At 72.6% G+C, this 22,602-nt stretch carries 25 protein-coding genes and 1 other RNA gene; 12 read left to right on the top strand and 14 right to left on the bottom strand.

From position 1 onward, the window contains the following. Window positions 1-5 precede the first annotated feature (5 nt). Window positions 6-404, top strand: an RNA gene (gene rnpB, locus ABZ497_RS02020) — RNase P RNA component class A. A 192-nt stretch (window positions 405-596) separates the two neighbouring features. Here the strand turns inward: rnpB and ABZ497_RS02015 are convergent. Further along, window positions 597-1,859 carry a transcriptional regulator gene (locus tag ABZ497_RS02015; protein ID WP_359802811.1) on the bottom strand — a complete coding sequence of 421 codons (1,263 nt, stop codon included), beginning with the start codon at window positions 1,857-1,859 and terminating at the stop codon, window positions 597-599. 214 nt (window positions 1,860-2,073) lie between these two features. Between ABZ497_RS02015 and ABZ497_RS02010 the strand changes: the two genes are divergently transcribed. The 5 genes from ABZ497_RS02010 to ABZ497_RS01990 all read left to right on the top strand — a co-directional run bounded on the left by ABZ497_RS02010 (window position 2,074) and on the right by ABZ497_RS01990 (window position 4,976). Beyond that, window positions 2,074-2,244 (top strand): hypothetical protein, encoded by a 171-nt coding sequence (locus tag ABZ497_RS02010; RefSeq protein WP_359802810.1) that lies wholly within the window; start codon window positions 2,074-2,076, stop codon window positions 2,242-2,244. Between the two features lie 14 nt (window positions 2,245-2,258). Further along, window positions 2,259-2,729, top strand: a complete 471-nt coding sequence (locus ABZ497_RS02005; RefSeq protein WP_359802808.1) for an ATP-binding protein — start codon at window positions 2,259-2,261, stop codon at window positions 2,727-2,729. After that, a complete protein-coding gene (locus tag ABZ497_RS02000) occupies window positions 2,717-3,835 on the top strand; it encodes a radical SAM protein (RefSeq protein WP_359802807.1) in 1,119 nt (372 codons plus the stop codon). The genes ABZ497_RS02005 and ABZ497_RS02000 overlap by 13 nt, the downstream gene beginning before the upstream one ends. Before the next feature lies 1 nt (window position 3,836). Continuing rightward, on the top strand, window positions 3,837-4,034 hold the full coding sequence (locus ABZ497_RS01995; protein WP_359802805.1) for a hypothetical protein: 198 nt from the start codon (window positions 3,837-3,839) through the stop codon (window positions 4,032-4,034). Window positions 4,035-4,130: 96 nt separating this feature from the next. Then, entirely contained in the window at window positions 4,131-4,976 is an 846-nt protein-coding gene (locus tag ABZ497_RS01990; protein WP_359802804.1) for a GNAT family N-acetyltransferase, read from the top strand. 238 nt (window positions 4,977-5,214) lie between these two features. Here ABZ497_RS01990 and ABZ497_RS01985 read toward each other — a convergent pair whose 3' ends face one another. The 3 genes from ABZ497_RS01985 to ABZ497_RS01975 form a co-directional block, all read right to left on the bottom strand. Continuing rightward, on the bottom strand, window positions 5,215-5,472 hold the full coding sequence (locus ABZ497_RS01985) for a Prokaryotic metallothionein (RefSeq protein ID WP_329487397.1): 258 nt from the start codon (window positions 5,470-5,472) through the stop codon (window positions 5,215-5,217). Window positions 5,473-5,573: 101 nt separating this feature from the next. Continuing rightward, window positions 5,574-5,972: an ACT domain-containing protein gene (locus ABZ497_RS01980; RefSeq protein WP_329487396.1), complete on the bottom strand. Its 399-nt coding sequence runs from the start codon at window positions 5,970-5,972 to the stop codon at window positions 5,574-5,576. A 76-nt stretch (window positions 5,973-6,048) separates the two neighbouring features. Then, window positions 6,049-7,344: a hypothetical protein gene (locus ABZ497_RS01975; protein WP_359802802.1), complete on the bottom strand. Its 1,296-nt coding sequence runs from the start codon at window positions 7,342-7,344 to the stop codon at window positions 6,049-6,051. Window positions 7,345-7,763: 419 nt separating this feature from the next. On the opposite strand from ABZ497_RS01975, the gene ABZ497_RS01970 reads away from it, so the two are divergent. After that, the gene (locus tag ABZ497_RS01970; RefSeq protein ID WP_359802801.1) at window positions 7,764-8,435 is read left to right on the top strand and encodes a PadR family transcriptional regulator; all 672 of its coding nucleotides are present in this window, start codon (window positions 7,764-7,766) and stop codon (window positions 8,433-8,435) included. 40 nt (window positions 8,436-8,475) lie between these two features. Here the strand turns inward: ABZ497_RS01970 and ABZ497_RS01965 are convergent, their stop codons facing one another. Together ABZ497_RS01965 and ABZ497_RS01960 are read right to left on the bottom strand one after the other, a co-directional pair. Then, window positions 8,476-8,676, bottom strand: coding sequence for a hypothetical protein (locus ABZ497_RS01965; protein WP_329487393.1), 201 nt, complete (start codon window positions 8,674-8,676; stop codon window positions 8,476-8,478). 26 nt (window positions 8,677-8,702) lie between these two features. Beyond that, a complete protein-coding gene (locus tag ABZ497_RS01960; protein WP_329487392.1) occupies window positions 8,703-8,933 on the bottom strand; it encodes a hypothetical protein in 231 nt (76 codons plus the stop codon). Window positions 8,934-9,386: 453 nt separating this feature from the next. On the opposite strand from ABZ497_RS01960, the gene ABZ497_RS01955 reads away from it, so the two are divergent. Continuing rightward, window positions 9,387-10,088, top strand: a complete 702-nt coding sequence (locus ABZ497_RS01955; RefSeq protein WP_359802798.1) for a bifunctional DNA primase/polymerase — start codon at window positions 9,387-9,389, stop codon at window positions 10,086-10,088. A gap of 22 nt (window positions 10,089-10,110) precedes the next feature. Here ABZ497_RS01955 and map read toward each other — a convergent pair whose 3' ends face one another. Further along, window positions 10,111-10,956, bottom strand: coding sequence for a type I methionyl aminopeptidase (map, locus tag ABZ497_RS01950; RefSeq protein ID WP_359802797.1), 846 nt, complete (start codon window positions 10,954-10,956; stop codon window positions 10,111-10,113). Window positions 10,957-11,061: 105 nt separating this feature from the next. Between map and ABZ497_RS01945 the strand changes: the two genes are divergently transcribed. Next, window positions 11,062-11,286 (top strand): hypothetical protein, encoded by a 225-nt coding sequence (locus ABZ497_RS01945; RefSeq protein WP_329487389.1) that lies wholly within the window; start codon window positions 11,062-11,064, stop codon window positions 11,284-11,286. A gap of 63 nt (window positions 11,287-11,349) precedes the next feature. Here ABZ497_RS01945 and ABZ497_RS01940 read toward each other — a convergent pair whose 3' ends face one another. From ABZ497_RS01940 to ABZ497_RS01930, 3 genes are all read right to left on the bottom strand, one after another. Further along, window positions 11,350-12,018 carry a GNAT family N-acetyltransferase gene (locus ABZ497_RS01940; RefSeq protein ID WP_359802795.1) on the bottom strand — a complete coding sequence of 223 codons (669 nt, stop codon included), beginning with the start codon at window positions 12,016-12,018 and terminating at the stop codon, window positions 11,350-11,352. Between the two features lie 100 nt (window positions 12,019-12,118). Further along, window positions 12,119-13,450 (bottom strand): MFS transporter, encoded by a 1,332-nt coding sequence (locus ABZ497_RS01935; RefSeq protein ID WP_329487387.1) that lies wholly within the window; start codon window positions 13,448-13,450, stop codon window positions 12,119-12,121. Window positions 13,451-13,539: 89 nt separating this feature from the next. Next, on the bottom strand, window positions 13,540-14,139 hold the full coding sequence (locus tag ABZ497_RS01930) for a hypothetical protein (protein WP_329487386.1): 600 nt from the start codon (window positions 14,137-14,139) through the stop codon (window positions 13,540-13,542). Between the two features lie 47 nt (window positions 14,140-14,186). Here ABZ497_RS01930 and npdG point away from each other — a divergent pair, with 47 nt between their 5' ends. Beyond that, window positions 14,187-14,879 (top strand): NADPH-dependent F420 reductase, encoded by a 693-nt coding sequence (gene npdG / locus ABZ497_RS01925; protein WP_329487384.1) that lies wholly within the window; start codon window positions 14,187-14,189, stop codon window positions 14,877-14,879. A gap of 100 nt (window positions 14,880-14,979) precedes the next feature. Further along, window positions 14,980-15,174 (top strand): hypothetical protein, encoded by a 195-nt coding sequence (locus ABZ497_RS01920; protein ID WP_329487383.1) that lies wholly within the window; start codon window positions 14,980-14,982, stop codon window positions 15,172-15,174. A gap of 10 nt (window positions 15,175-15,184) precedes the next feature. Here the strand turns inward: ABZ497_RS01920 and ABZ497_RS01915 are convergent, their stop codons facing one another. Continuing rightward, the gene (locus ABZ497_RS01915) at window positions 15,185-16,000 is read right to left on the bottom strand and encodes a site-2 protease family protein (RefSeq protein WP_329487382.1); all 816 of its coding nucleotides are present in this window, start codon (window positions 15,998-16,000) and stop codon (window positions 15,185-15,187) included. Between the two features lie 142 nt (window positions 16,001-16,142). On the opposite strand from ABZ497_RS01915, the gene ABZ497_RS01910 reads away from it, so the two are divergent. Then, the gene (locus ABZ497_RS01910; protein ID WP_359802794.1) at window positions 16,143-19,535 is read left to right on the top strand and encodes a BTAD domain-containing putative transcriptional regulator; all 3,393 of its coding nucleotides are present in this window, start codon (window positions 16,143-16,145) and stop codon (window positions 19,533-19,535) included. A gap of 49 nt (window positions 19,536-19,584) precedes the next feature. Here the strand turns inward: ABZ497_RS01910 and ABZ497_RS01905 are convergent, their stop codons facing one another. The 3 genes from ABZ497_RS01905 to panB form a co-directional block, all read right to left on the bottom strand. Next, window positions 19,585-20,397, bottom strand: coding sequence for an ABC transporter permease (locus tag ABZ497_RS01905; protein WP_329487379.1), 813 nt, complete (start codon window positions 20,395-20,397; stop codon window positions 19,585-19,587). Next, on the bottom strand, window positions 20,394-21,416 hold the full coding sequence (locus tag ABZ497_RS01900) for an ATP-binding cassette domain-containing protein (RefSeq protein ID WP_329487378.1): 1,023 nt from the start codon (window positions 21,414-21,416) through the stop codon (window positions 20,394-20,396). Before ABZ497_RS01900 ends, ABZ497_RS01905 begins: the two co-directional genes overlap by 4 nt. Before the next feature lie 178 nt (window positions 21,417-21,594). Next, window positions 21,595-22,464, bottom strand: coding sequence for a 3-methyl-2-oxobutanoate hydroxymethyltransferase (gene panB, locus ABZ497_RS01895; protein ID WP_329487377.1), 870 nt, complete (start codon window positions 22,462-22,464; stop codon window positions 21,595-21,597). Window positions 22,465-22,602: the final 138 nt, after the last annotated feature.

The raw sequence follows: 22,602 nt of genomic DNA, 5'->3' as shown, positions 1-22,602 counted from the left end.
GCGGAAGAGCCGGCCGGGCGGTCGCGACGGGTCCTCAGGGCCCGCCGAGGAACGTCCGGGCTCCACAGAGCAGGGTGGTGGGTAACGCCCACCCGGGGTGACCCGCGGGACAGTGCCACAGAAAACAGACCGCCCACCGCTTCGGCGGCGGGTAAGGGTGAAACGGTGGTGTAAGAGACCACCAGCGACCGGGGTGACTCGGCCGGCTCGGTAAACCCCACCTGGAGCAAGGTCAAGATCGGTGCCCCCGGGCACCGTGCGCGGATGTTCGAGGGCTGCTCGCCCGAGTCCGCGGGTAGACCGCACGAGGCTGTCGGCAACGGCAGTCCTAGATGGATGACCGCCTCCCCGGGCCGCGCGAGCAGCCCAGGAGACAGAACCCGGCGTACAGGCCGACTCTTCCGTCGTTGACCTAGAAAAGGCCCTCTAATCTGCAATCTCGCAGGTCAGAGGGCCTTTTCGCATCTCAAAGCCTTGTAATCGCCCGCTGACCCTTCGTGTCCATTGCGGCCTCTTTCTGGGTGCTGTGTGGCGATTGAGTGGCGGTGAGAACGGTCGAAGCAGCCGCCCAAGAGCCCCCGGTAACCTCGTCGCAGCTAGCTGGCCAGCGCCTCCCCGAGCAGCGCGTACGGCCGACCGGTGAGCCGGCGATGCAGCGTCTCGGTGCGGGATCGGATCAGGCCCTCACGGTAGGCGGCCGGCAGCCGCTCCCACACCCCGGACGCCATCTCCGCCGCACCGGTCGGGTCGCCGTCGACGCCGAGGCATGCGGCGGTGTCCACTGCCAGCAGGGCGCGCGCCATTACCGACGGAGAGTCCGTGAGCGCCAGGGCGTCCTCCTGTGCCTGGTAGGCGCTGCCCGTGTCGCCCAGCAGCGTGTACGCCTGCGACAGGTGCACGTGGTGCTTCTGCCCGGGGTAGCCGAACCAGGTGTCAGCCGCCTCGGCGCCCTCCAGCCGTTCCGCCAGATTCCGCACGTCGTCCACTGCTCGCCGGGCCGCTTCGCGGTCGCCGGAGGCTGCCAGAGCCCGCGCTGTGACGGCTGCAGCGAGTGCTCCGGCCGCCGTCGGGCTGCTCCCCGCCTCCCGCCGAGCCTGCTCGGCGATCCGAGCGGCAGCCCCAGGAGCGCCGTAGTTGAGCGGGACCATGGCATGCCGGGCCAGCACCCACGCGATCATCCGCTGATCACCGGACTCCCGCGCGGCCTGCTCGGCGGTGGCGAACCACCGGTACGCGTCGCGCTGGTCACCGCGATCGTGCTGGACGATCGCCACCAAGCCCGCAATGCCTGCTGCCGTCCGGGCGAGGTCTGCGCGGGTACGCGCCGGGTGAGGGCGGTTCAGCACCTCACCCAGCAGATCGAGATCGCTCATCATCTCGGCCAGCACCGCCTCCGGGGCCCGGCCACGGTAGCCACCCCGGTGTCGCTCGAACGCCGATTCCAAGTAGGCGAGATCGCCCTCTCCGGATGACCTGAGCGCGGCGGTGATCCCCTCGTGGGCCTGTGCCATGCCGGGCAGCGCGACGAGGCCGGTGGCTGCTCCTATTCCTGCTCCGATGAACTTCCGCCTGTCCACGCTGTTGCCCTTCGCGCTGCGCTCACTCCGGTACCGCCGGGAGGCGGCGGCGGCCTCGGCCACCTGGCCCACGGTCAGACCGTAGGCGTCGGCGATCCCCTGGTACGAGGGTTTCTGCGGAATTCGCTTCTCGGTTTCCCACCGCTTGATGGTCTCCCAGTCGCACCACTCGCCACTTGCGGTGGCGACTAACGCGGCCTGCTCGGCGCGCGTCTTCTTCGGATGCGCCTCGCGGATCTCCCGCAACAGTCGGCCGATCCCGTCCAGGCTGACACCGCTCACCTGCGGCCTCCTAGCTCATAGCTGACAGGTCCACAATTCTGGCCCCCTTGGCGGTCCCCTGGTGGAAAATGCACCCCTTCGTGGCCCCTCTCCTACGGCATGCCCGCGCCGTTCAATGACTAACAGCCGCCCGGCGCGAGGAATCACCGATCCCCCTCGGCTCCGTGGAAGAGCGCCGGGCGGCCCCTGACTACCGGAGGCCGCCCTGACGACCATGACGACGTTGCTGCTCACCGAGCGCGGCCTGATCCATGCCGACACCGACGAGGCAGGTAGGGTCACCGCGCTCTATGTCCCGGCCGAGAGCTGGGCGCTCCTTCCGGAGATCCGCCTATGGCAGCTCCAACGCGGCCGGTGGCTCCGGCAGTACCGGGGGCTGCGGTGATAACCGCACTTGACGTGCCCACCATGCAGCGCCGCCACCGCTGCATGCGGCACATGCCCTGCGCCCCCGAGTCGGCGAGGAGCGCCCGACACCTGGTCCAGGAGAAGCTGACCGATTGGGGCCGTCTCGATCTGCTGGAAGATGCTCGGCTGATTGTCTCGGAACTGGTCGGCAACGCAGCCCGGCATACCGGTTGCACCTGGCTGTGTGCGGCACTCGGCCTGGACGGTGACCGGCTCAGACTGGCGGTCCGCGATTCGTCACGCGCCCTGCCCGTGGTCGTCAAGACCGGGGTCACCGAGACGTCTGGGCGCGGCATGGTCGACCGCATCGCCAACCGCTGGGGTGTCGACGAAGCCCCGTTCGGCAAATGGGTCTGGGCCGAGATCGGCTGCCCACCGAAAACCCTGTCGCAGGCAGGAGCTCAGGGCGTCACAGCCACCAAATACCGCTCAGCGAAGGAAGGGAACACGTGCACAACCTGATCGCCAGTCCGTTCCTGGACGAATACCTGTTGGTGCGCCCCGGTGGCCGGGGTGGTCTCCGGCTCCCGCAGGCCAACTACGAGGATCTGCGCGCCCATAACCCCGCTCAGGCAGCTCCCTCGTGGCTCGCGGACGCCGTGCGCGCCCAGTGGGCGGACCTGGACGTGACCAGTCGTCCTGCGGGTGACGTCCTGCTGGTCCGACAGCCCTCCACGTGGGGATACTCGCGAGCCAGCTGGGAGATCAACCTCGGCTGCAACTACAAGTGCAAACACTGCTATCTCGGGCTCAAGGTCAACTCGGGCATGCCGCTCGCGGACAAGCTCACCTGCCTGGGCATCATGGCCGAAGCCGGCGTCCTCTGGCTCCAGATCACCGGGGGCGAGCCCACCGTGGACCGGGACTTCATGCCCTCGTATCGCCGTGCGTTCGAGCTGGGCATGATGATCACCGTCTCCACCAACGCCTCGTTGCTGTGGCGGGAGAACCTGCTGGAGATGTTCCGCGAGTGCCCGCCCTATCGGGTCACGGTGTCGATGTACGGGGCGACCAAGGCCAGCTACGACGAGCTGACCCAGCGACAAGGTGCCTGGGACCTGTTCATCCAGGGCATGAACGCCGGCCGCCGGGCCAAGCTGCCGCTTCGGATGAGCATCATCGTCACCGAGGACAACGCCACGGAGGAACTGGCGATGATCGACCTGTGTGAAGGCTGGGGGCTGGAGTACAACGTCTTCACCAACATGACTCCGACGATCTACGGCGGGGCGGAGTCGCTGACCGCGCAGTCCAAGGAACACCTGCGGATGCGCAAGCCGTTCGGCGGCTGCAACGCCGGGCACACCTTCTTCCACGCCGACCCACACGGGCTGGTGTCCATCTGCAAGATCGGCCGTGACGACCAAGTCAGCCTCCCCATCGAGGGGATCAACGGCCTCGCCCGGCTCGGCGCCATCGCCGACCGCCTCATGCTTCGCACCGGTGGATGCTCCGGCTGCCAGCTCTCCGGCGTGTGCACCGTGTGCCGGCCGCTGGCCAAGCACTACCAGGAGGCGAAGGCACCACTCGCAAGTTACTGCCAGCACGGGATCAAGAAAGCAGGGTGACATGACCGCTGTAGCTGTCGAACTCTTCCCGAGGCGTCCGCTCCCGGACGACGGCCCGGCCCAGCGCCTGCCGTACCTCACGCGGCCGATCGCGGCCCCGACCTCGCCCGTCACCGAGATCATCGCCGTCGGCGACCTGGACGACGTCATGGACAGCGTGAAGTGCTCGTGCAACGCGGGCGACGACAACCCGCACTGAACCACCCGCTGATCGCACCTGATCAGTAACGCTCAGGCCCCGGCGCTCTCCGCGTCGGGGCCTGAGCCGTGCGGGGCGGGCGAGTAGGGTGCGGCTATGGATCTGCGCTGGGACTTGCTGCGCCCCGTGATGTGCGTCCCCTATTTTCCGACGCTCGGGCCGCTCCACTCCGACGCTATCTCCGCGAAGCTTCTGGCCGAGGTGTTCGCCGTCGCCGGCACTGGAGAATTCTTGCCGTACGACAAGGACCGGCGGTGGTCCGACTACAAGGACGAGCATGTCCTGCTGGACGCCGTCGTTCAGGACCAGGCTCGCACGCTGATTCCCACCATCACCGGTCGCGGCATCCTGCGCGTCCATCTTTACGGTGCCCGCGAGTATCGCCAGGAGGCCGAGGAACTCGCCGCCAAGCTTGCCGCCGAGCATGACGGGGCTAAAGCCCGTGTGGTGTGGTTCCAGGACGCCGCCGACCCAGTGGCCGCCTCTACCCGCGTACAGCTCCGTACCTTCGACCAGGACGCACCAGCCGTCGAGGGAATCGAGGCTCTCGGCCAACAGCCCGAAGCCATCCGGACCACCTTCCCCGAGTTCGCCGAGAAGCTGGCCGGCGAGGGCTTCGTGTTCCTGCACTCCCGGATCGACAGCACCGGCCCTGTGCTGGTCGCTGTCCGGGACGAGCGCGTAGTAGGCGCAATCGGCCCCATGGAGACCATGGCCGACCCCATCGGTAGGCGACGACTTCTTCCGCAGTACTTCGGTGTTCTGCCGGAATACCGAGGCCTCGGCCTCGGTCGGCTCCTCTGGCGCTCGGCGATGCACTGGGGTAAGGAATACGGCGCCGACTACCAGCTCTTGCAGACAGCTGCCGGGGGCTCATCCGACCGACTGTGCCAGAGCGAGGGCCTGGCCGACCTCGGATTCGTCTGCACCACCACCGTCTGACGAGAGGCTCACGACGGACGAGGAGCCGCTGAAGAGGCCCGATGAGTGGCGGTCGCCGAAGGTGTGGCGATCAGGTGGCGATCGGACCGCCGGAAAGAGCGTTTCCGCAGGTAGCTGCTGGTGCGGAGACTGTTCCCGGCGTACAGGCCGACTCTTCCGCCCCTCTCCGCTCCTGCCCGCCCCGGCACGGGCGCGGGCAGCGCCCGCCCGTGCCGGGAGCGACCGGTCCGTGCGCCGCTCAGGCCGGGTGGGCCCCGACCGCGTCGCGGATCTGTTCGCCCAGGCCGCCGTTGACCCGGGCGCAGTGCGCGCAGCAGAAGAACCGGCCGGCGACCTCGACGCCGTGGCCGACGATCCGGACCTGGCAGTGCTCACAGCGCGGGGCGAGCTTCTCCATCGCGCACTCGAAGCTGTCGAAGGTGTACACGTCGCCGGTGATCGTCTTGATCTCGAAGGACAGCCAGTAGTCGTTGGAGCAGACGTCGCAGACCGCCATGGGGCCGTCTCCCTTCCTGTCGGGGGGCTGACCGACCTGGCGGGCGCTCAGCCCTCCCAGTCTCGGAGCCCCCGGGGGGAGCGGCCACTCGGCGCACCCGGTCAGGCGGACCGGGCGGACAGCTCCTCCAGGGCGCGCACCGCGCGGTCGGCGTCGTCGGCGCCGACGAACAGGTGGTCGTGGTGGAAGCCGGCCACCACGTTGCAGCTGATCCCCTCCTCGGCGAGCCGCACCGCCACGGCGGCGGTCAGGCCGACGGCCTCCAGCGCCGAGTGGATGTGCAGGGTGATCCAGGCCGCCACGTACTCGTAACGCAGGCCGAGCGCGTCGGCCTCCTCCTGCGCGACCACCACCGTCACCCCCTCGGGTTCGGCGACCGTCACCACCGGCCGCATCCCGGCGGGCACCTTCGCGGGCAGCGTGCAGTACACGTAGCGCCCCGGGTTGAGCCGCGGGCGCATGCCGCGCAGCAGGGTCGCAAGATCTCGTTCTCCGGCCATGCCCGCCACCGTAACGGCTGGGGGGCGGGCACCGGCCCGCCGTCGCGGCGTGTCGGTGCCCGGGCCCGGCCCCCGGTCAGCCCTGCGTCTTGTGGCGCCGGCTCTTGAGCATCAGGGCGCGCGAGAACTGGTCGTCCGCGGTGGTGGTCCGCTTGGGGAAGTTGGCGTTCATCAGCTTCTGGTAGGCGTCGGGCCGGAACTCGGCCATCAGCAGCCAGCCGCTGCGGACGTAGTCGGTGGGCGCGCTGTTCCCGGCGCCGTCGGTGCCGTCGATCTTGCCCGCGTAGTGGTGCGGCGGCTTGCTCATCACGTCCACGAAGGTGTTCGCGAGCGGGGCCAGCATGGCCGGGGTGATCTTGTAGCGGCCCGACAGGTAGGCCCGGTACAGGCCCGCGCAGTCCAGGCTGCCGTGGTTGTTGTCCTCCTTGCCGTTGGTCGCCGGGGCGTACCCCCAGTCGTAGGCGGGCCTGCCGGCGTGGTCGGTGTAGGTGCGCACCGAGGAGAAGAACCAGTCGACGCTGCTCTGCACCAGGGCGTCGTACCGCTTGACCCGCTTCGGGTCGTCGCCGAGGAGCTGGTGGGCGATCGCCAGGTTCTGGAAGGCGTAGTCGAACATCATCTGCTGGTTCCACGGCACCGGCTGGCCGCCCTTGTAGGGCGAGTCCGCGGCGAAGTACTGGCGGTTGCCCTTGGAGACGTCCAGCAGCCGGGCCAGGATGTGCCGGTCGACGGCGGTGTCCGCCTCGGCGACGAACCGCTTGGCCCGGTCGAGGTAGGTGGCGCCGTACCCGTGCGGGTCGCCGGTGGTCACCGGCGTCTGCCAGAGCGCCGGCGTCCGCAGGATCAGCCGGGCGCAGTTGGCGAGGTGGCCCACCGGGTCGCCCTGCTCGCCGCCGGTGCCGACGGGCTTGGTGGTGACGTCGTTGGGCCAGGCGGGGTCGACCTTGCCGGTCCAGAGCACGTGCTGCCCGACCGGGCGCTTGGCCAGGTCGTTGCGCTCGGAGAGGACGGCGTCGCAGAAGACGATCATCCGGTCGAGGATCGCGCGGTCGGCGGAGACCTCGTACACCAGGCCCATCGCCTTGGTGTCCTCGCCGCTGTGGCCCTGGGCCCACTGGTTGCCGATGTTGTCGGCGGCCGGCGTGAGCGTCTTGATGTACGCGGTGAAGGACTTGATCTCGTCCGGGGTGACGGGGCCGTCCAGGCTGCTGAACGTCAGGGCCGGGCGGGCCTTGCCGACCGCCGCGACGGAGGCGGTCGCCCCCGTCCCCTCCGTCCCGGACGCCACGCCGGCGACCGCGATCACGCCGGCGCTGAGACAGGCCAGCGTCGTGCTTCCGAGCAGGACCTTCACGGGTTTCTTCGGCGCCATGCGCGGACCTCCTGGGCATCGGTCAGCCGTCTGACCGGGGTGAGCCGTCGTTCGGCCCCGCGCGCCCACGGCGAGCGGGGTCGAACCGGCCGGCCCGGAGGGCCGACACCACGGTTGACGGCCCCCGCACCGGCCCGGGTTCACCACCGGCGGGCCGCCCGCGACCGGTACCGGCCGCCCCGACTCCCGTGACAGTGCCGTCCGTTCACCGGCCCGTTCACCGGGCCGGTCCGGCCCGGCCCCACGGTGACCGGTCGGCAGCGCGCCGGGAGACGCCCCGGCGGCGGTGGCCCGTCCCCGCCGGCCGCACACGCGGGTGGCCCAGTCGTCAACGATTGACGAGCGACAGTCGGCGATATATCGTCGAGCTATTGAGACAGTGACGTGAACACTGTCCGGTCTACCAGGAGGTGAGCGCGATGCGCTCCGGAACGCGATACGGGAAAGAGGGTCCGCGCGGCGGTCGGCGCCGCGGGCGGGGCCCGGAGTTCGGGGAGTTCCCCGGTGAGGGCGGAGAGGGCCGTGGGGCGTTCGGCGCGTTCGGGCCGCCGTTCGGCGGCGGTCCCGGGCGGCCGCCGGGCGGGCCGTTCGGCCACGGCTTCGGCGGGCACGGCGGGCGCGGGCACGGTCCGCGCGGCCGGCGCGGCGGGCGGGCCCGGCGCGGGGACGTGCGGGCCTCGCTGCTCGCGCTGCTCAAGGAACGGCCGATGCACGGCTACGAGATGATCGCGGAGATCGCCGAGCGGACGGGCGGGGCCTGGCGGCCGAGCCCGGGCTCGATCTACCCCAACCTCCAACTGCTGGAGGAGGAGGGCCTGATCACCGCCGAGGAGGTGGGCGGTAAGCGACTGGTCTCGCTCACCGAGGCCGGCCGGGCCGAGGCCGAGGCCGGGCCCGCCGAGCCGTGGGCGGAGGCCGGCCGGGAGGTCGACTGGGAGGCCGTCCACGAGGTGGGCCAGGCGCTCGGTGCGGTCGACCAGGCGATCCGGCAGGTGATGGCGACGGGGACGGAGGCGCAGCGCGCCAAGGGCCTCGCGGTGCTCAACGAGGCCCGCAAGAAGCTCTACCTGATCCTCGCCGAGGATGCCTGACCGCCCCGAGGGGGGCGGGGACGGCGGACGGTGCCGCCGCTCAGCCGCGGACGGCGAACAGTGCCACGCAGGCGAGCAGCAGCACCGTCCAGCCGAACCAGAGCCAGGCGTTCGGCCCGAGCGCCGCGCTGTAGAGGCTGACCACCACCAGCAGGGCGGCGGTGACCACCGCGACCTGCCGGTTGTGCTGCGTCACGGCCTGCGGCCGGCGCCGGGTGCGGGTCCGTACGGTCTTCGCCATCGCCGTCCTCCCGGGGGGAGCGGCCGTCACCCGGAGGTGCGGGCGGTGGCCGTCTCGTCGTACTCGTAGCGCCAGAACCAGCGGAGGCCCCGCTGCTCCTTGACCCGGACGTACACCAGTGTGCGCGCGGGAGTCTCCCCGTGCGCGGGGACCGGCACCTTGTAGGTCTTGGGCACGCCGTACATCGGCCCCAACGGGATCGGGAGGATCCGGCCGTCCAGGGGGCCGCCGACGAATTCGGTGTCCGCGCTCTTCACCCCACCAGGGTCTCACCCCGCCGCGGCGGACCGGCGGCCGACCGGTGGCCGACCGCGGGCGGGGCGGTACGGCGGCGCGGGGAGGCACTGTGAGGGCCGGGTGCCGGGAGTGTGACCGGAGAGGCACCGCCCCCGGTCATCCGAAGGGCCCGCGCACCCTTATCCTTCCTGTTACGCCCTCGGGGTTCACCCGGGTCAGCGGGCCCCGTACGGGCCGGGTGAGGCGCACAGCGGTGTGCCCGCCGGGCCGCCGAGCCGCAGTCTCCGCACTGCCGCGACTCCGTGCCGTGACCCGGGCGTCGGCCGTCCGGCAACCCCGGCTCCGGCCGACGGGGCGCGGACAGCAGGGCCGAGCACCGTCCCGGGAAGCAGCGGGGGGCGCTGTGCGTTGCGTCGGAGTGGTACGTCGAATGCTGTGTCACACCAGGCACGGCAATGCGCGGAAGGGGCCCGATGGAAGCCGGCAGCAGGTGGACGACCTGGTGGCAGAAGCGTGAACGTCAGCGGGCCCGGTCGGCCGACGCGGACAGCCCCGCCGCCAGACTGGATCAGCTGCTGGGCGCCGTGCGCGCCGGCTTCCCGCTCGCACCCGCCGCCCATCCGGCCGGCTACCGCTGTTCCTGCGACCGGGTGGCCTGTCCGGCCCCCGCGCAGCACCCGGTCTCCTTCGCCTGGCAGAGCCAGGCGACCACCGAGCCGGAGCAGGTCGCCCGCTGGCTCTCGCGGGACCCACTGGCCAACTTCATCACCGCCACCGGCCGCGCCCACGACGTCCTGGACGTCCCGGCCGAGGCCGGCCGGCTGGCGCTGGAGCGGCTCGCGGCGCAGGGCGTCGAGGGTCCGGTGGCCGCCGTCGGCGAGGACCGCTACCTCTTCTTCACCGCCACCAGGGGCACCCCGGTGGACGAGGACGAGTGGTGGCCGAGCGCGCTGGACTCCACGCCGGACACCATGTCCGAGCACCCCGGTCTGCGCTGGCACTGCCGCGGCTCGTACACCCTGCTGCCGCCGGCCGCGCTGCCGGACGGCTCGCAGGTGCGCTGGCTCCGCGGGCCCGAGCAGCCGCTGCCGGATCCGCTGCGCGTCCTGGACGTGCTCACCGACGCCTGCACCGAGGTGGGCGCGGTCGCCGAGGAGCAGTGGCTGATCGGCTAGCGCGCCCACCCGGGGGAGCGGGCTACGGCAGGGTGAGGACCTCGGCGCCGTCGGCGGTGACGACCAGCGTGTGCTCGAACTGGGCGGTCCGCTTGCGGTCCTTGGTGGCGACCGTCCAGCCGTCGGCCCAGATCTCGTAGTCGTAGGTGCCCAGGGTCAGCATCGGCTCGATGGTGAAGGTCATCCCCGGCTTGATCACCTCGGTGGCCCGCTCGCTGTCGTAGTGCGGGACGATCAGGCCGGAGTGGAACGACGTGTTGATGCCGTGCCCGGTGAAGTCCCGCACCACGCCGTAGTCGAAGCGCTTCGCGTAGGACTCGATGACCCGGCCGATCACGTTGATCTGCCGGCCGGGCTTGACCGCCTTGATCGCCCGGGCGAGCGACTCCCGGGTGCGCTCCACCAGCAGCCGGGACTCCTCGTCCACGTCGCCGCAGAGGTAGGTGGCGTTGAGGTCGCCGTGCACCCCGTGGATGTACGCGGTGGCGTCGATGTTGACGATGTCCCCGTCCTGCAGCACGGTCGAGTCGGGGATGCCGTGGCAGATCACCTCGTTGATCGAGGTGCAGATCGACTTCGGGAAGCCCCGGTAGCCGAGGTCGGACGGGTAGGCCCCGTGGTCGCACATGTAGGTGTGGGCGACGGCGTCCAGCGCGTCGGTGGTGACGCCCGGCGCGATCAGCTTGGCGGCCTCCGCCATCGCCCGGGCGGCGATCCGGCTCGCGATCCGCATCTTCTCGATGGTCTCGGCGGTCTGCACCTCGGGCCCGGTGTACGGCGCCGGCGCGGGCCGTCCGACGTACTCGGGGCGAGCGATGTGCGCCGGGACCTTGCGGGTGGGGGACTGGATGCCGGGTACGAGAGCCATGGTCGCGAGTCTATCCGCCGGTCCCCGGCCCTCCGGGGGTGTGCGGGACGGGCGGCCGCGCGCGATGATCAGTGACGACAGGTCCATCGAACGGGAGTGAGCGCCATGCCCCTGGGATTCCACCGCAAGCCGACCGGACTGCCGGGCGAGTGGTTCTACTGCATCAAGCACGCCAAGGTGGAGGAGGGGCCGGAGTGCCCCGCCAAGGACCGTCTCGGCCCGTACGCCAGCCGTGAGGAGGCTGCCCACGCGCTGGAGACCGCCGAGGAGCGCAACCGGGAGTGGAAGAACGACGACGAGCGCTTCGACGGACGGCCGACCGAGGGCTGACCCCGCGACCGGCGCTGCCCCGCCCCTGGCCCGCCACCGCGGCGGGTCAGGGGCGGCGCCGTGTCAGGCGCCCTGCGGGCCGACGTACTTGGCGCTGGTCAGCGGGGCGAGCACCCGCCAGCCCAGCGTGCGGTACAGCGCGCGCCCGTCCGGCGTCCCGGCCAGCACCCCGGTCTGGGCGCCCCGGTCGTGCGCCGCGCCCGCCAGCGTCCGCATGACCAGCGAGCCGAGGCCCTTGCGGCGGTGCTCGGCGGAGGTCTCGATCTGGTCCGCGACGGCGGTCGCGCCGCAGACGCCGATCTGGCCGCGGGCCGCCAGTGCGCCGTCCTCGGCGGTGACCAGGGCGCGGACGACCTCGCCGCGGGCCCAGGTGCGCAGGTGGTAGCCCGCGGGGGCGGTGAGCCCGGGGGCGGGGGCCAGCCGGACGGTCATCAGGTAGGCCGGCTCGTCGTCGACCCACCAGTCGGGTCCGAGCCAGGGGGCGATGACGGCGGGCTCCGCGAAGACCTTGAGCCACGTCCCCCGGGCGCGCACCGCGCCGGCGACCTTGCGGACGTCGGCCTCCCGTACGGCGTCCCCGGTGGCGTCCAGGACGTGCCGGGTCACGTGGTCGGTGAGGCCGACGTCGACGGTGTAGCCCCAGGGCTCCACGATCGGCGGCGCGGCCGACCGCGACACGACCCAGCCGTCCACCCAGCTCCGTACGACGTTCTCCGCCGTGGTCTCCAGCATGGCCACCCTCCGCTCGCCGGACGTCAACGGAGTCCAGAGTAATAGTCTCAAGCCACCCGTGTCACTTACTTTCTCGGAGCGTGGCACCGGACCGGGCCGGTCAGACCGCCGCCCGGGCCCGTGCCTCCTCGGCCTTCGCGTGCTCGGCGCGCACCGCCGCCGCGTGCGGGTCGGTGCGGTCGTCGTACGAGAGCAGCCGGGGCAGCGCGGCGGCGAGCGCCAGCACGCCGACCACGCAGGCCACACCGCCGGCCCAGACCGAGGCCCGGACGCCGACCAGACCGGCCATCCCGCCCGCCCGGACCTGGCCGAGCTGCGGGCCGACCGAGTAGCTGAGCAGCTCGACACCGGCCATCCGGCCGCGCACCTCGTCGGGGATGGACTGGTTCCACATGGTCGAGCGGGCGATCCCGCTGATCTGGTCGGCCCCGCCGGCCAGGGCGAGGCAGAGCAGCACCGGCCAGACGGCGCCGCAGAGACCGGCCAGGGCCATCGCCGCGCCCCAGCCGAGCGCGGCCACCACCAGCAGCCGGCCGTGCCGGTGGACCCGGGACGTCCAGCCGCTGGTCGCCGAGACCGCCAGCGCGCCCACCGCCGAGGCCGCGTACATCGGGCCGAGCGCCCAGTCGGCGCCCAGCTCCGAGGCCAGGAAGGGGAAGATCGCCACCGGGAAGGCGAACAGCATCGCGCAGACGTCGATCGCGTAGGTGCCCAGCAGGTCCTTGCGGCTCCAGGCGTAGCGGACCCCGGTCAGGACGGCCCGCACGGACGGCTTCTCGGCGCCGGTGGGCGGCGGCACCGCGCGGATCCGGGCGAGCAGCAGCAGCGAGGCGCCGAAGGTGAGCACGTCCAGCGCGTAGGCGGTCTGGACCCCGGCGAAGGCCACGATGATCCCGGCCAGCGCCGGGCCGGCCACCGAACCGGCGTTGCGGTAGAGCGAGTTGAGCGCGAAAGCGGCGGTCAGTTGGTCGTGCGGGACGATCCGCGGGGTCAGCGAGTCCAAGGCCGGGCGCTGCAGGCCGTCGGTCGCGGCGACCAGGGCGGCCACCAGGTAGACCGGCCAGAGCACCGGTGTCGGCAGCAGCGCGTTGATCAGCAGCAGACCGGTGAGCAGGCCGAGCCCGGCCTCCGAGAACAGCACCAGCTTGCGCCGGTCCAGCGCGTCGGCCAGGGCGCCGCCCCAGAGGCCGAAGACGATCAGCGGCACCAGCTCGAAGGCGCCGACCAGGCCGACCGCGAAGGAGGAGCCGGTGAGGTCCTTGATCTGCATCGGCACGGCGACGTAGGTGAGGAAGCTGCCGAGGCTGGTGATGCAGCCCGAGAGCCAGAGCAGCCGGAAGTCCCGGGAGGAGTGCCAGGGTGCCAGGTCGGGGCGCAGGGAGGTCAGCAGTGTCCGGACTCGCCCGGACGGAGGTGGTTCGGCGTCGTTCACGAACGACCATCCTCGGCGCCGCCCCCTCGGGGCCGCAACGGATTTTCGCCCGTCCCACCGCTTCGGGTGCCGTCTGCCCCCGCCCGCCGCTACCAGCGGCTGAGCCCCGGCCCCGAGCCGAGCCGCCCGGCCAGCGCCGCCAGCCGGCCGAGCGCGCCGCGCCGGGCCGGCGCCTGCCCGGCAGCGGCGCTGACCAGGTGCTGCGCGAGGTCGAACGGCTCCTCCTCGCCGGTGCCGACCGCCAGCCGCTCGTGCGCCAGCCCCGCCAGCTCGCCCCGCTCGGCGGGGCCGTCCAGGGCGAGCACGGTCGCCCCGCCCCGTCGCGCGTCGTGGACCCGTTCGAGCAGCGGCGCCCCGGCCGCCGTGGGCGCCACCACCAGCACCGTCGCCCCGCGCCCGGCCTCGGTCAGCCGCCGCAGGCCGTGCGCCAGATGGGCCGGCGCCCGAGCGGGCACCCGGTGCCGCAGCAGGGTCGGCGCCAGCCGGGGGACGTCGGACCAGGCCGCCTCGTCGTCCAGATGGGCGGCCAGGTGCCAGGGCTCGTACTCCTCGGTGCCGACCAGCAGCAGCGCGCCCGCCCCGCGCCGGGAGACGGCGTGGCGCAGCGAGCCGGCGAAGCCGCCGACCGCCTCCAGCCAGCCCGTGCCGGTCAGGCGCTCGCGGAGTGCCGAAACTCTCACCTCGTCCATGGGCCACAGAATGTCGCGGCGGGCCGGGCGTTTGGCAGGATCGGCCCATGACTTCCCTCGATTCAGCGACAAACCCGGCCCACGAGCTGCCGGACGTCTCGCAGCTGGTGGTCGGTGTCCTCGGTGGCACCGGCGACCAGGGGCGGGGGCTCGCCCACCGGCTCGCCAAGGCCGGCCAGCAGGTGATCATCGGCTCCCGCGACGCGGCGCGCGCCGAGGCCTCGGCGGCCGAACTCGGCCTCGGCGTGCGCGGCGCCGACAACGCGACCACCGCGCGCGAGAGCGACATCGTGATCGTCGCGGTGCCCTGGGACGGGCACGCCGCCACCCTCACCGCCCTCCGCGAAGAGCTGGCCGGGAAGATCGTGGTGGACTGCGTCAACCCGCTCGGCTTCGACAAGCAGGGCGCGTACGCGCTGGTGCCGGAGGAGGGCAGTGCCGCCCAGCAGGCCGCCGCGCTGCTGCCGGACTCCCGGGTCACCGCCGCCTTCCACCACCTCTCGGCGGTGCTGCTCCAGGACGAGTCGGTCGAGCGGATCGACACCGACGTGATGGTGCTGGGCGACGAGCGGGCCGCCACCGACCTGGTCCAGGCGCTGGCCGCCCGGATCCCCGGGATGCGCGGCATCTTCGCCGGCCGGCTGCGCAACGCCCACCAGGTGGAGTCCCTGGTCGCCAACCTGATCTCGGTCAACCGCCGCTACAAGGCCCACGCGGGCCTGCGGATCACCGACGTCTGACCGGCGCCGGGGCGCGCCGATCTCACCCCCGGGCCCGGCCCGGGGGTGAGATCGGCGAGAATGGGGGCCGTCCGTCACCCGGCCCTAGGAGCCCCCCGCCATGCCCCGCACGTCCCTCTTCGCCTCGATCGTCGTCGTCCTCGCGCTGGCCGCAGCCGTGGTCTCCCTGGTGCGGGGCGACTGGGTGGGCCTGGTCTGGATCCCGCTGGCCGGCGTGGCCAGCAACGTCCTCTGGCTGAACCTGCGCCGGGCGAAGCTGGCGAAGGCCGCGGCCGAGCGCGCCGCGGCCTCCTGAAGCCGGCCGGCTAGTTCTTCCAGAAGGTGAACAGGTCGTGGCCGACCTGGGCGTACAGCCGGTCGACGCCGAGCAGGTCCATCACGCCGTAGACGGCCTCGAAGAAGTAGTGGTTCACCTCGGGCTGCCAGAGCAGCGCGAAGATCGCCAGCATCCCGTACGGGGCGAACGGCTCGACCGCCCGGCGGGCCTTGTGGGACAGCCAGGGCTCGATGATCCCGTAGCCGTCCAGACCCGGCACCGGCAGCAGGTTCAGCAGGGTCGCGCTGAGCTGCAGCATGCCGAGGAAGCCCAGGGCCAGCGCCAGCGGCGACACGCTCAGCTCGTAGCCGTTCCAGACCGCGTGCACCTCGGTGCCGTCCAGCCAGCCGGCGCCCACCGGGACCAGGATCAGCACCGCGGCGGCCAGGTTCACCAGCGGGCCGGCCGCCGAGATCAGGCTGTGCTTGAGCCGCCCGTTGATCCGGTGCCGCTCGATCCAGACCGCCCCGCCGGGCAGGCCGATGCCGCCGAGCAGCACGAAGACGATCGGCAGCACGAAGCTGAGCAGCGCGTTCGCGTACTTGAGCGGGTTGAGCGTGAGGTAGCCCTTGGCACCGACGGTGATGTCGCCGCCGTGCAGGGCGGTGCGGGCGTGCGCGTACTCGTGCAGGCAGAGCGAGACCATCCAGCCCGCCACCACGAACAGGAAGATCCCGAACCGGGCGTTGCCGTAGCCCGCGTAGACCGCCCAGCCGGAGGTCGCGAGGGTGGCCAGCATGGCCCAGAACACCGGGCTGATCCGTCGGTCCTCGCGGCGCGAGCGCTGCGTTGCGGCGAAGGTCATGACGTGGTCGCTCCGGGGGTCTGGGGTGCGGGCAGGGGACCGATCATGCCCGGCGGGCCCGTTGCCGGACAAGCCGTCCCCGGTGAACGTCCGGAGCAGCGGTCCCGGTTCCGGTCTCCGGGGCCGGCCCGGAAATGCGTGCGTGGCACGACCCTTCATCGACCAGAATGGGCGGGTGCACTACGGCATCCTCGGTACCACCACCGCCCACCACGACGACGGCACGCCGGTCCCGCTCGGCGGTGCCCGGCTGCGGGCGCTGCTCGCCGCGCTGGTCCTGCGGCAGGGACGGCCGGTGCCGGCCGACCTCCTGGTGGACGAGGTGTGGGACACCGAGCCACCGCAGGACTCCTCCGCCGCGCTGCAGACCCTGGTCGGCCGGCTGCGCCGCACCGTCGGCCGCGACCAGGTCGGCTCCGGCCCGGCCGGCTACTGGCTGACCGAGCCGCGGACGGACCTCGGCGACTTCCAGCGGCTGGCCGGCGAGGGCCGCCGGGCACTGGAGGAGGCCGACCACGCGCTGGCCGCCGAGCGGCTGCGCGCCGCCCTGGCGCTCTGGCGCGGACCGGCCCTCGCCGACCTCCCCGACCGCGGCGGCCCCGCCACCCGGCTGGAGGCCCAGCGGGACGAGGCCCGCCGGCACCGGATCACCGCCGACCTCGGTCTCGGCCGGGCCGCCGAACTCACCGCCGAACTCGCCGAGCTCTGCGAGCGGCAGCCGCTGGACGAGCCCCTGCAGTACCTGATGATCCGGTCCCTGCACGAGAGCGGGCGCACCGCCGAGGCGCTGCGTCACTACGAGCGGACCAGGCACGCCCTGGCGGACGAGCTCGGCGTCGATCCGGGCCGCCGCCTCCAGGACCTGCACGCCGAACTGCTGGCCCCGGTCGGGGCGCCAAGGCCGTCCGGGCCGCCGCCGGCTCCCGAGCAGGCACCGCCGGCGGCGCCGACCCGCGGCGCGGGCAATCTGCGCGGCCGGCTCACCAGCTTCGTCGGCCGGGAGGACGACCTCGGCGCACTGCGCACCGCCCTGGCCGGCAGCCGGTTGGTCACCCTGACCGGCCCCGGCGGCTCCGGCAAGACCAGGCTCTCGATCGAGGCCGGCCGCGTCGAGCAGGCCGCCGGCCACTGGCCGGACGGCGTCTGGCTGGCCGAACTCGCCCCGCTGGAGAGCCCGCTCGCCGTCCCGGCCGCGGTGGTCTCCGCGCTCGGGCTGCGCGAGACGCTGCTGCACACCGGCAGCCTGGTCGCCGAGGCGCTGGAGAGCCGCGCGGAGGATCCGCTCCGCCGGCTGGTCGAGTACTGCGGCCACCGCCGGATGCTGCTCGTGCTGGACAACTGCGAGCACCTGATCCAGGCCGCCGCCGACCTCACCGACCAGCTGCTCGCCGAGTGCCCCGGCCTCACCGTCCTCGCCACCAGCCGCGAACCGCTCGGTGTCCCCGGGGAGAGCGTCCTGCCGGTCGAGCCGCTGCCCGACCCGGTCGCGCTGCGGCTGCTCGTCGAGCGCGCCGCCGCCGCCCGCCCGGGCTTCGACCCGCAGAGCGATCCGGCCGCCTGTGCCGAGATCTGCCGCCGGCTGGACGGCCTGCCGCTCGCCATCGAACTGGCCGCCGCCCGGCTGCGGGTGATGACGGCCCGCCAGATCGCCGACCGGCTGGACGGCCGCTTCGCGCTGCTCACCGGCGGCAGCCGCACCCTGCTGCCCCGTCAGCAGACCCTGCGCGCGGTGGTCGACTGGAGCTGGGACCTGCTGGGCAAGCAGGAGCGGGCGGTGCTGCGCCGGCTCTCGGTCTTCGCCGGCGGCTGGCGGCTGGAGGACGCCGAGGCGATCTGCGCCGACGAGGCCGAGGTGCCCCGCGAGGAGGTCGCGGACGCCCTGCTCTCGCTGGTCGACAAGTCGCTGCTGGTGGCCGACCTGGGCGGCGAGGGCCTGCCCCGCTACCGGATGCTGGAGACCATCCACGAGTACGCCACCGAGCGGCTGGCCGAGGCGGCCGAGCGGAGCGAGACCGGGCGCCGGCACGTCGAGCACTTCCGCGAGCTGGTCCGGACCGCCGAACTGCGCCTGCACGGACCGGAGCAGCTGACCTGGCTGGCGGTGCTGGAGCGGGAGCAGGAGAACATCCGGGCGGCGCTGCGGCGGGCGGTCGACCGCGGCGACGAGCACGAGGCACTGGTCCTCGTGCTCGGCATGAGCTGGTACTGGTCGCTGCGCGGCTTCGGGCTGGAGGCCCGGGAGTGGTACGAGGCGGTGGCCGCGCTCGGCCCGGACCCCTTCGACCCGGCCACCCTGCCGCTGCGGCCGCTGGAGCGGCCGGTGCTGGAGTACGGCATGCCGCTGCCGCCGAGGGTGGCCGAGGAGGCCCGCCGCGAGGTGGTGATGTACCGGCTGGTCGGGCTCTTCGAGGGCAACCTGGAGGTGCTCGGCGACCCGGAGGCGCTGCGGCTCTCCCGGAACCTGCTCGACGCGTACACCCCGGACCTCCCGCAGGCCTACCGGTTCCCGGGCCTGATGCGGGTGTTCGGGGCGTTCCTGGCCGGCAAGCTGGAGCTGCTGCGCGACCTGCTGAACGACGCGGTGGACGGCTGCCGCGTGCACGGCAGCGACAACGACCTGGCGTTCATCCTGCAGATCCGGGCCAAGATGATGAACGACTGGCCCGGCGGGATGGAGCAGTCCCTGCGCGACGGCGAGGAGTCGCTGGAGCTGTTCCGGCGCTGCGGCGACCGGTGGGGGATGTCCCAGGCCTACGCGGCCCGCGGCGAGTCGATGTCCAACGAGGGCCGGTCCGAGGAGGCCGTCGTCGCGTACGAGCGCGCCATCGAGCTGGCCGAACTGCTGGGCGCCCCGCAGGAGGTGCCGATGCTGCAGGTACAGCTCGGCGGTGCGATGCTCGGCATCGACCTCGACGCCGGCGAGCGGCACATCCGGGAGGCCCTGGCCTCGGTCGAGCCGGGCGAGAGCCACGCGGCCAACGGCGCGCTGCTCTTCGGGCACCTGATGCTCTGCGCGGTGCACGCCCAGCGCGGTGAGTTCGACGCCGCGCTGCGCGAGCTGGACCAGCTGAGCGGGACCAAGGTGGGCGGCTTCGCCCCCGGCCTGGTCGGCGGGCTGCTGACGGTCACCCGGGGCTGGATGGTGGCCCGTTCCGGGGACCCGGACCGCGGGATGGAACTCCTGCGGGAGGGGCGGCGGTTGCTGCGCGAGCTGACGGACACCACGAGCGGTTTCGCGGAGCAGATGTCCGTGATGATGGTGCTCCCGGCGGTCGGTGTCCTGTGGGCGTACGCCGAGCGGGACGACGACGACGAGGCGGCCCGCCGGGCGGCGGTCCTGCTCGGCGCGCACGTCGGTCTGACCGGGCCCAAGGGCGGCTACCTGGAGCGGGTGGAGAGCGAGCGGACCGAGGCGGGCCTGCGGGCCCGGCTGGGTGAGGACGCCTTCGCCGAGGCCCGCGCGCTGGGCGCCTGCCGCTCGATCGCCGAGGCGAACGCGCTGCTGGAGCGGATGATCGACTGGCCGGCCGGCTGACCCCCCGTCCCAGGGGTCGGCCGGCCGGCGGACCAGGTGGTGCGGGCCCTCAGGTCCGCTTGCGGAACCGGGCCACCGCGAGCGGCGCGAAGACCGCGGTGATGCCGATCGACCAGCCGAGCACGATGAGCACCGGGTGGGCCACCGCGCCCTCGCCGTTGAGCAGCGCGCGGCAGGCGTCGGCGAGCGCCGAGAGCGGGTTCACCTTGGTGAAGGACTGCAGCCAGCCCGGCATGGTGTCGGTCGGCGCGAAGATCGAGCTGCCGAACTGCATCGGCATCAGGACGAGCATGGACACTCCCTGGACGGCCTGGGCGCTCTTCATCGCCATGCCGAGCAGCATCGAGATCCAGACGATCGACATGCCGAAGACCAGCGAGAGGCCGACCGCGGCCAGCGCCTCCAGCGGTCCGGTCTTCACCTCGAAGCCGAGGATCAGCGCGAAGCCGATCAGGATGGCGAAGGAGACCAGCGCCCGGCAGGTCTCGGCGGCGATCTTGGAGAGCAGGACGGCGGAGCGTCCGATCGGCAGGGTGCGGAAGCGGTCCATCACCCCGGTCTGGAAGTCGCTGTTCAGACCGGTGCCGACGGCCATCGCCAGGGTGAGGCCGGTCTGCCCGAGCAGACCGGGGATCATGTACTGCTTGTACGCGTCCTGGCCGCCGGAGATCGCCCCGCCGAAGACGTAGACGAAGAGCACGGTGAAGATGATCGGCATCAGCACCGCGTCGAACATCGACTCCGGGTCCGCCTTGATCCGCATCAGGTTGCGGCGGGTCAGCGCCCCGATGTGCCGGAAGGTGCCGGCCAGGCCGATCCGGGTGTCCTCCACCCGGGCGGGGGCGAGCGTTGCGGTGGTCATGCGACGGGCTCCTTGGCGAGGCTCGGGGCGGCGGCCGCGACGGTCGCGGGCTTGCCGGTGATGGTGAGGAAGACCTCGTCCAGGCTGGGGACCAGGGTGTCGATGCCGGCGATGGCGAAACCGCGGGTCCCGAGCACCCCGACCACGGCGGTCAGCTGCGCCTCGTCGGTGATCGGGACCGACAGCAGGCCGGTGTCGGCCGAGACGGTGGCCCCGGCGATGCCGCTCTCGCGCAGGCAGCGGGCCATCTCGGAGAGCTCGCCCGGGTGCGCCGGGCGGACCTGCAGGGTCTGGCCGCCGACCTGGGCCTTGAGCTCGGCCACCCCGCCGGAGGCGATCACCCGGCCGCGGTCGATCACGGTCAGCTCGTTCGCGAGCTGCTCGGCCTCCTCCATGTACTGGGTGGTGAGCAGCACGGTGGTGCCCTCGCCGACCATCCGCTGCACCTCGTCCCAGACCTCGTTGCGGGTGCGCGGGTCCAGGCCGGTGGTGGGCTCGTCCAAGTAGAGGACCCGGGGCCGGCCGATCATGCTGGCGGCCAGGTCGAGGCGGCGGCGCATGCCGCCGGAGTAGGTCTTGGCGACGCGCTTGGCGGCCTCGGTGAGCGAGAAGCGCTCCAGCAGCTCGGTGGCGCGGGCCTTGGCGTCCTTGCGGGAGAGGTCCAGCAGCCGGCCGATCAGGTAGAGGTTCTCGTAGCCGGAGAGCATCTCGTCGACGGAGGCGTACTGGCCGGTCAGGCCTATCGTGCGGCGCAGTTGCTTGGGCTGGCGCAGCACGTCGTAGCCGCCGACGAAGGCCGTGCCGGCGTCCGGCTTGATCAGCGTGGAGAGGACCCGGACGAGCGTGGTCTTGCCGGCGCCGTTCGGGCCGAGCACGCCGAGCACGGTGCCCTCGCGGACGGTGAGGTCGACACCGTCGAGTGCCTTGGTCGCGCCGTAGTGCTTGACGATGCCGCGCACCTCTACGGCATTGCCCGCGGCGGGCCCCCGGTCGTTCGGGGCAGTGGCGATTCGTGTCATGCCCCCCAGACTGTCCGACCCCACTGACAGTCTGCTGTCACGGTGTGCCCGGGCCCGGGCGGCCCGCTGTCATCCCGCTGTCGCGGCGCTCCCGGTGCGGCGTCCCGAGCACGGGTGGGGCCCCGCTCCGAGCGGAGCGGGGCCCGTACCGGCCGGTCAGTGGAGGGTGTGCCCCGGGTCAGTGGAAGGTGTGCTCCGGGGCCGGGAAGGCGCCGGACTGCACGTCGGCGGCGAACTCGCGGGCGGCCTCGCCGAGGACGGCCCGCAGGTCGGCGTACTGCTTGACGAACTTCGGGACCCGGCCCGCCGTCATGCCGGCCATGTCCGTCCAGACCAGCACCTGCGCGTCGGTGTCCACCCCGGCGCCGATGCCGACGGTCGGGATCGCCAGCTGCTCGGTGACCTGGGCGGCCAGCTCGGCGGGGACGGCCTCCAGGACGACGGCGAAGGCGCCGGCCTGCTGGACGGCCTTGGCGTCGCGCAGCATCCGGTGCGCCGCCTCGTCGCCCCGGCCCTGGACGGGGTAGCCGCCGAAGGCGTGCACGGACTGCGGGGTGAGGCCGATGTGGGCCATCACCGGGATGCCGGCCTCGACCAGCAGCTCGATCGAACGGGCGCTGCGCTCGCCGCCCTCCAGCTTGACCGCGCCGACCCCGGCGTCCTTCATCAGCCGGACGGCGTTGTGCATGGCCTGCGCGGGGGACTCCTGGTAGGAGCCGAAGGGCAGGTCGGCGACGATCATGGCGCGCTTGGTGCCGCGGACGACGGCGGCGGAGAGCATCACCATCTGATCCATGGTCACCGGCACGGTGGTCTCGTAGCCGAGGTGGCAGTTGGCCGCCGAGTCGCCGACCAGCAGGACGGGGGTGCCGGCCTCGTCGAAGACGCCCGCGGTGAGCGCGTCGTAGGCGGTGAGCATCGACCACTTCTCGCCGCGCTGCTTGGCGGCGGCGAGGTCGCGGACGGTGACGCGGCGGTTGGTGACCCCGCCGTAGAGGGTCGCGGTCGACGCCTGGTTCTGGGCAGGCGAAGGCGAAGAAGCGTTCATCGAACAGGCTCCTGAAGGGTTGTCGTCTCGTGGCGCCGTGTGGCGTCCCCGGATCCCCTCCATGCTTGCACGCCCCGGCGCGGGCGCAAAGAGGCGTGCCCGGACCGCGCTGCGATCTAGGGCACACCGGCCGGGCGC

Source organism: Kitasatospora sp. NPDC005751 (assembly GCF_040630835.1).
GTDB lineage: Bacteria > Actinomycetota > Actinomycetes > Streptomycetales > Streptomycetaceae > Kitasatospora.
Note: the sequence above shows the minus strand (reverse complement) of the source record. Positions and strands in the feature narration are given on the sequence as shown.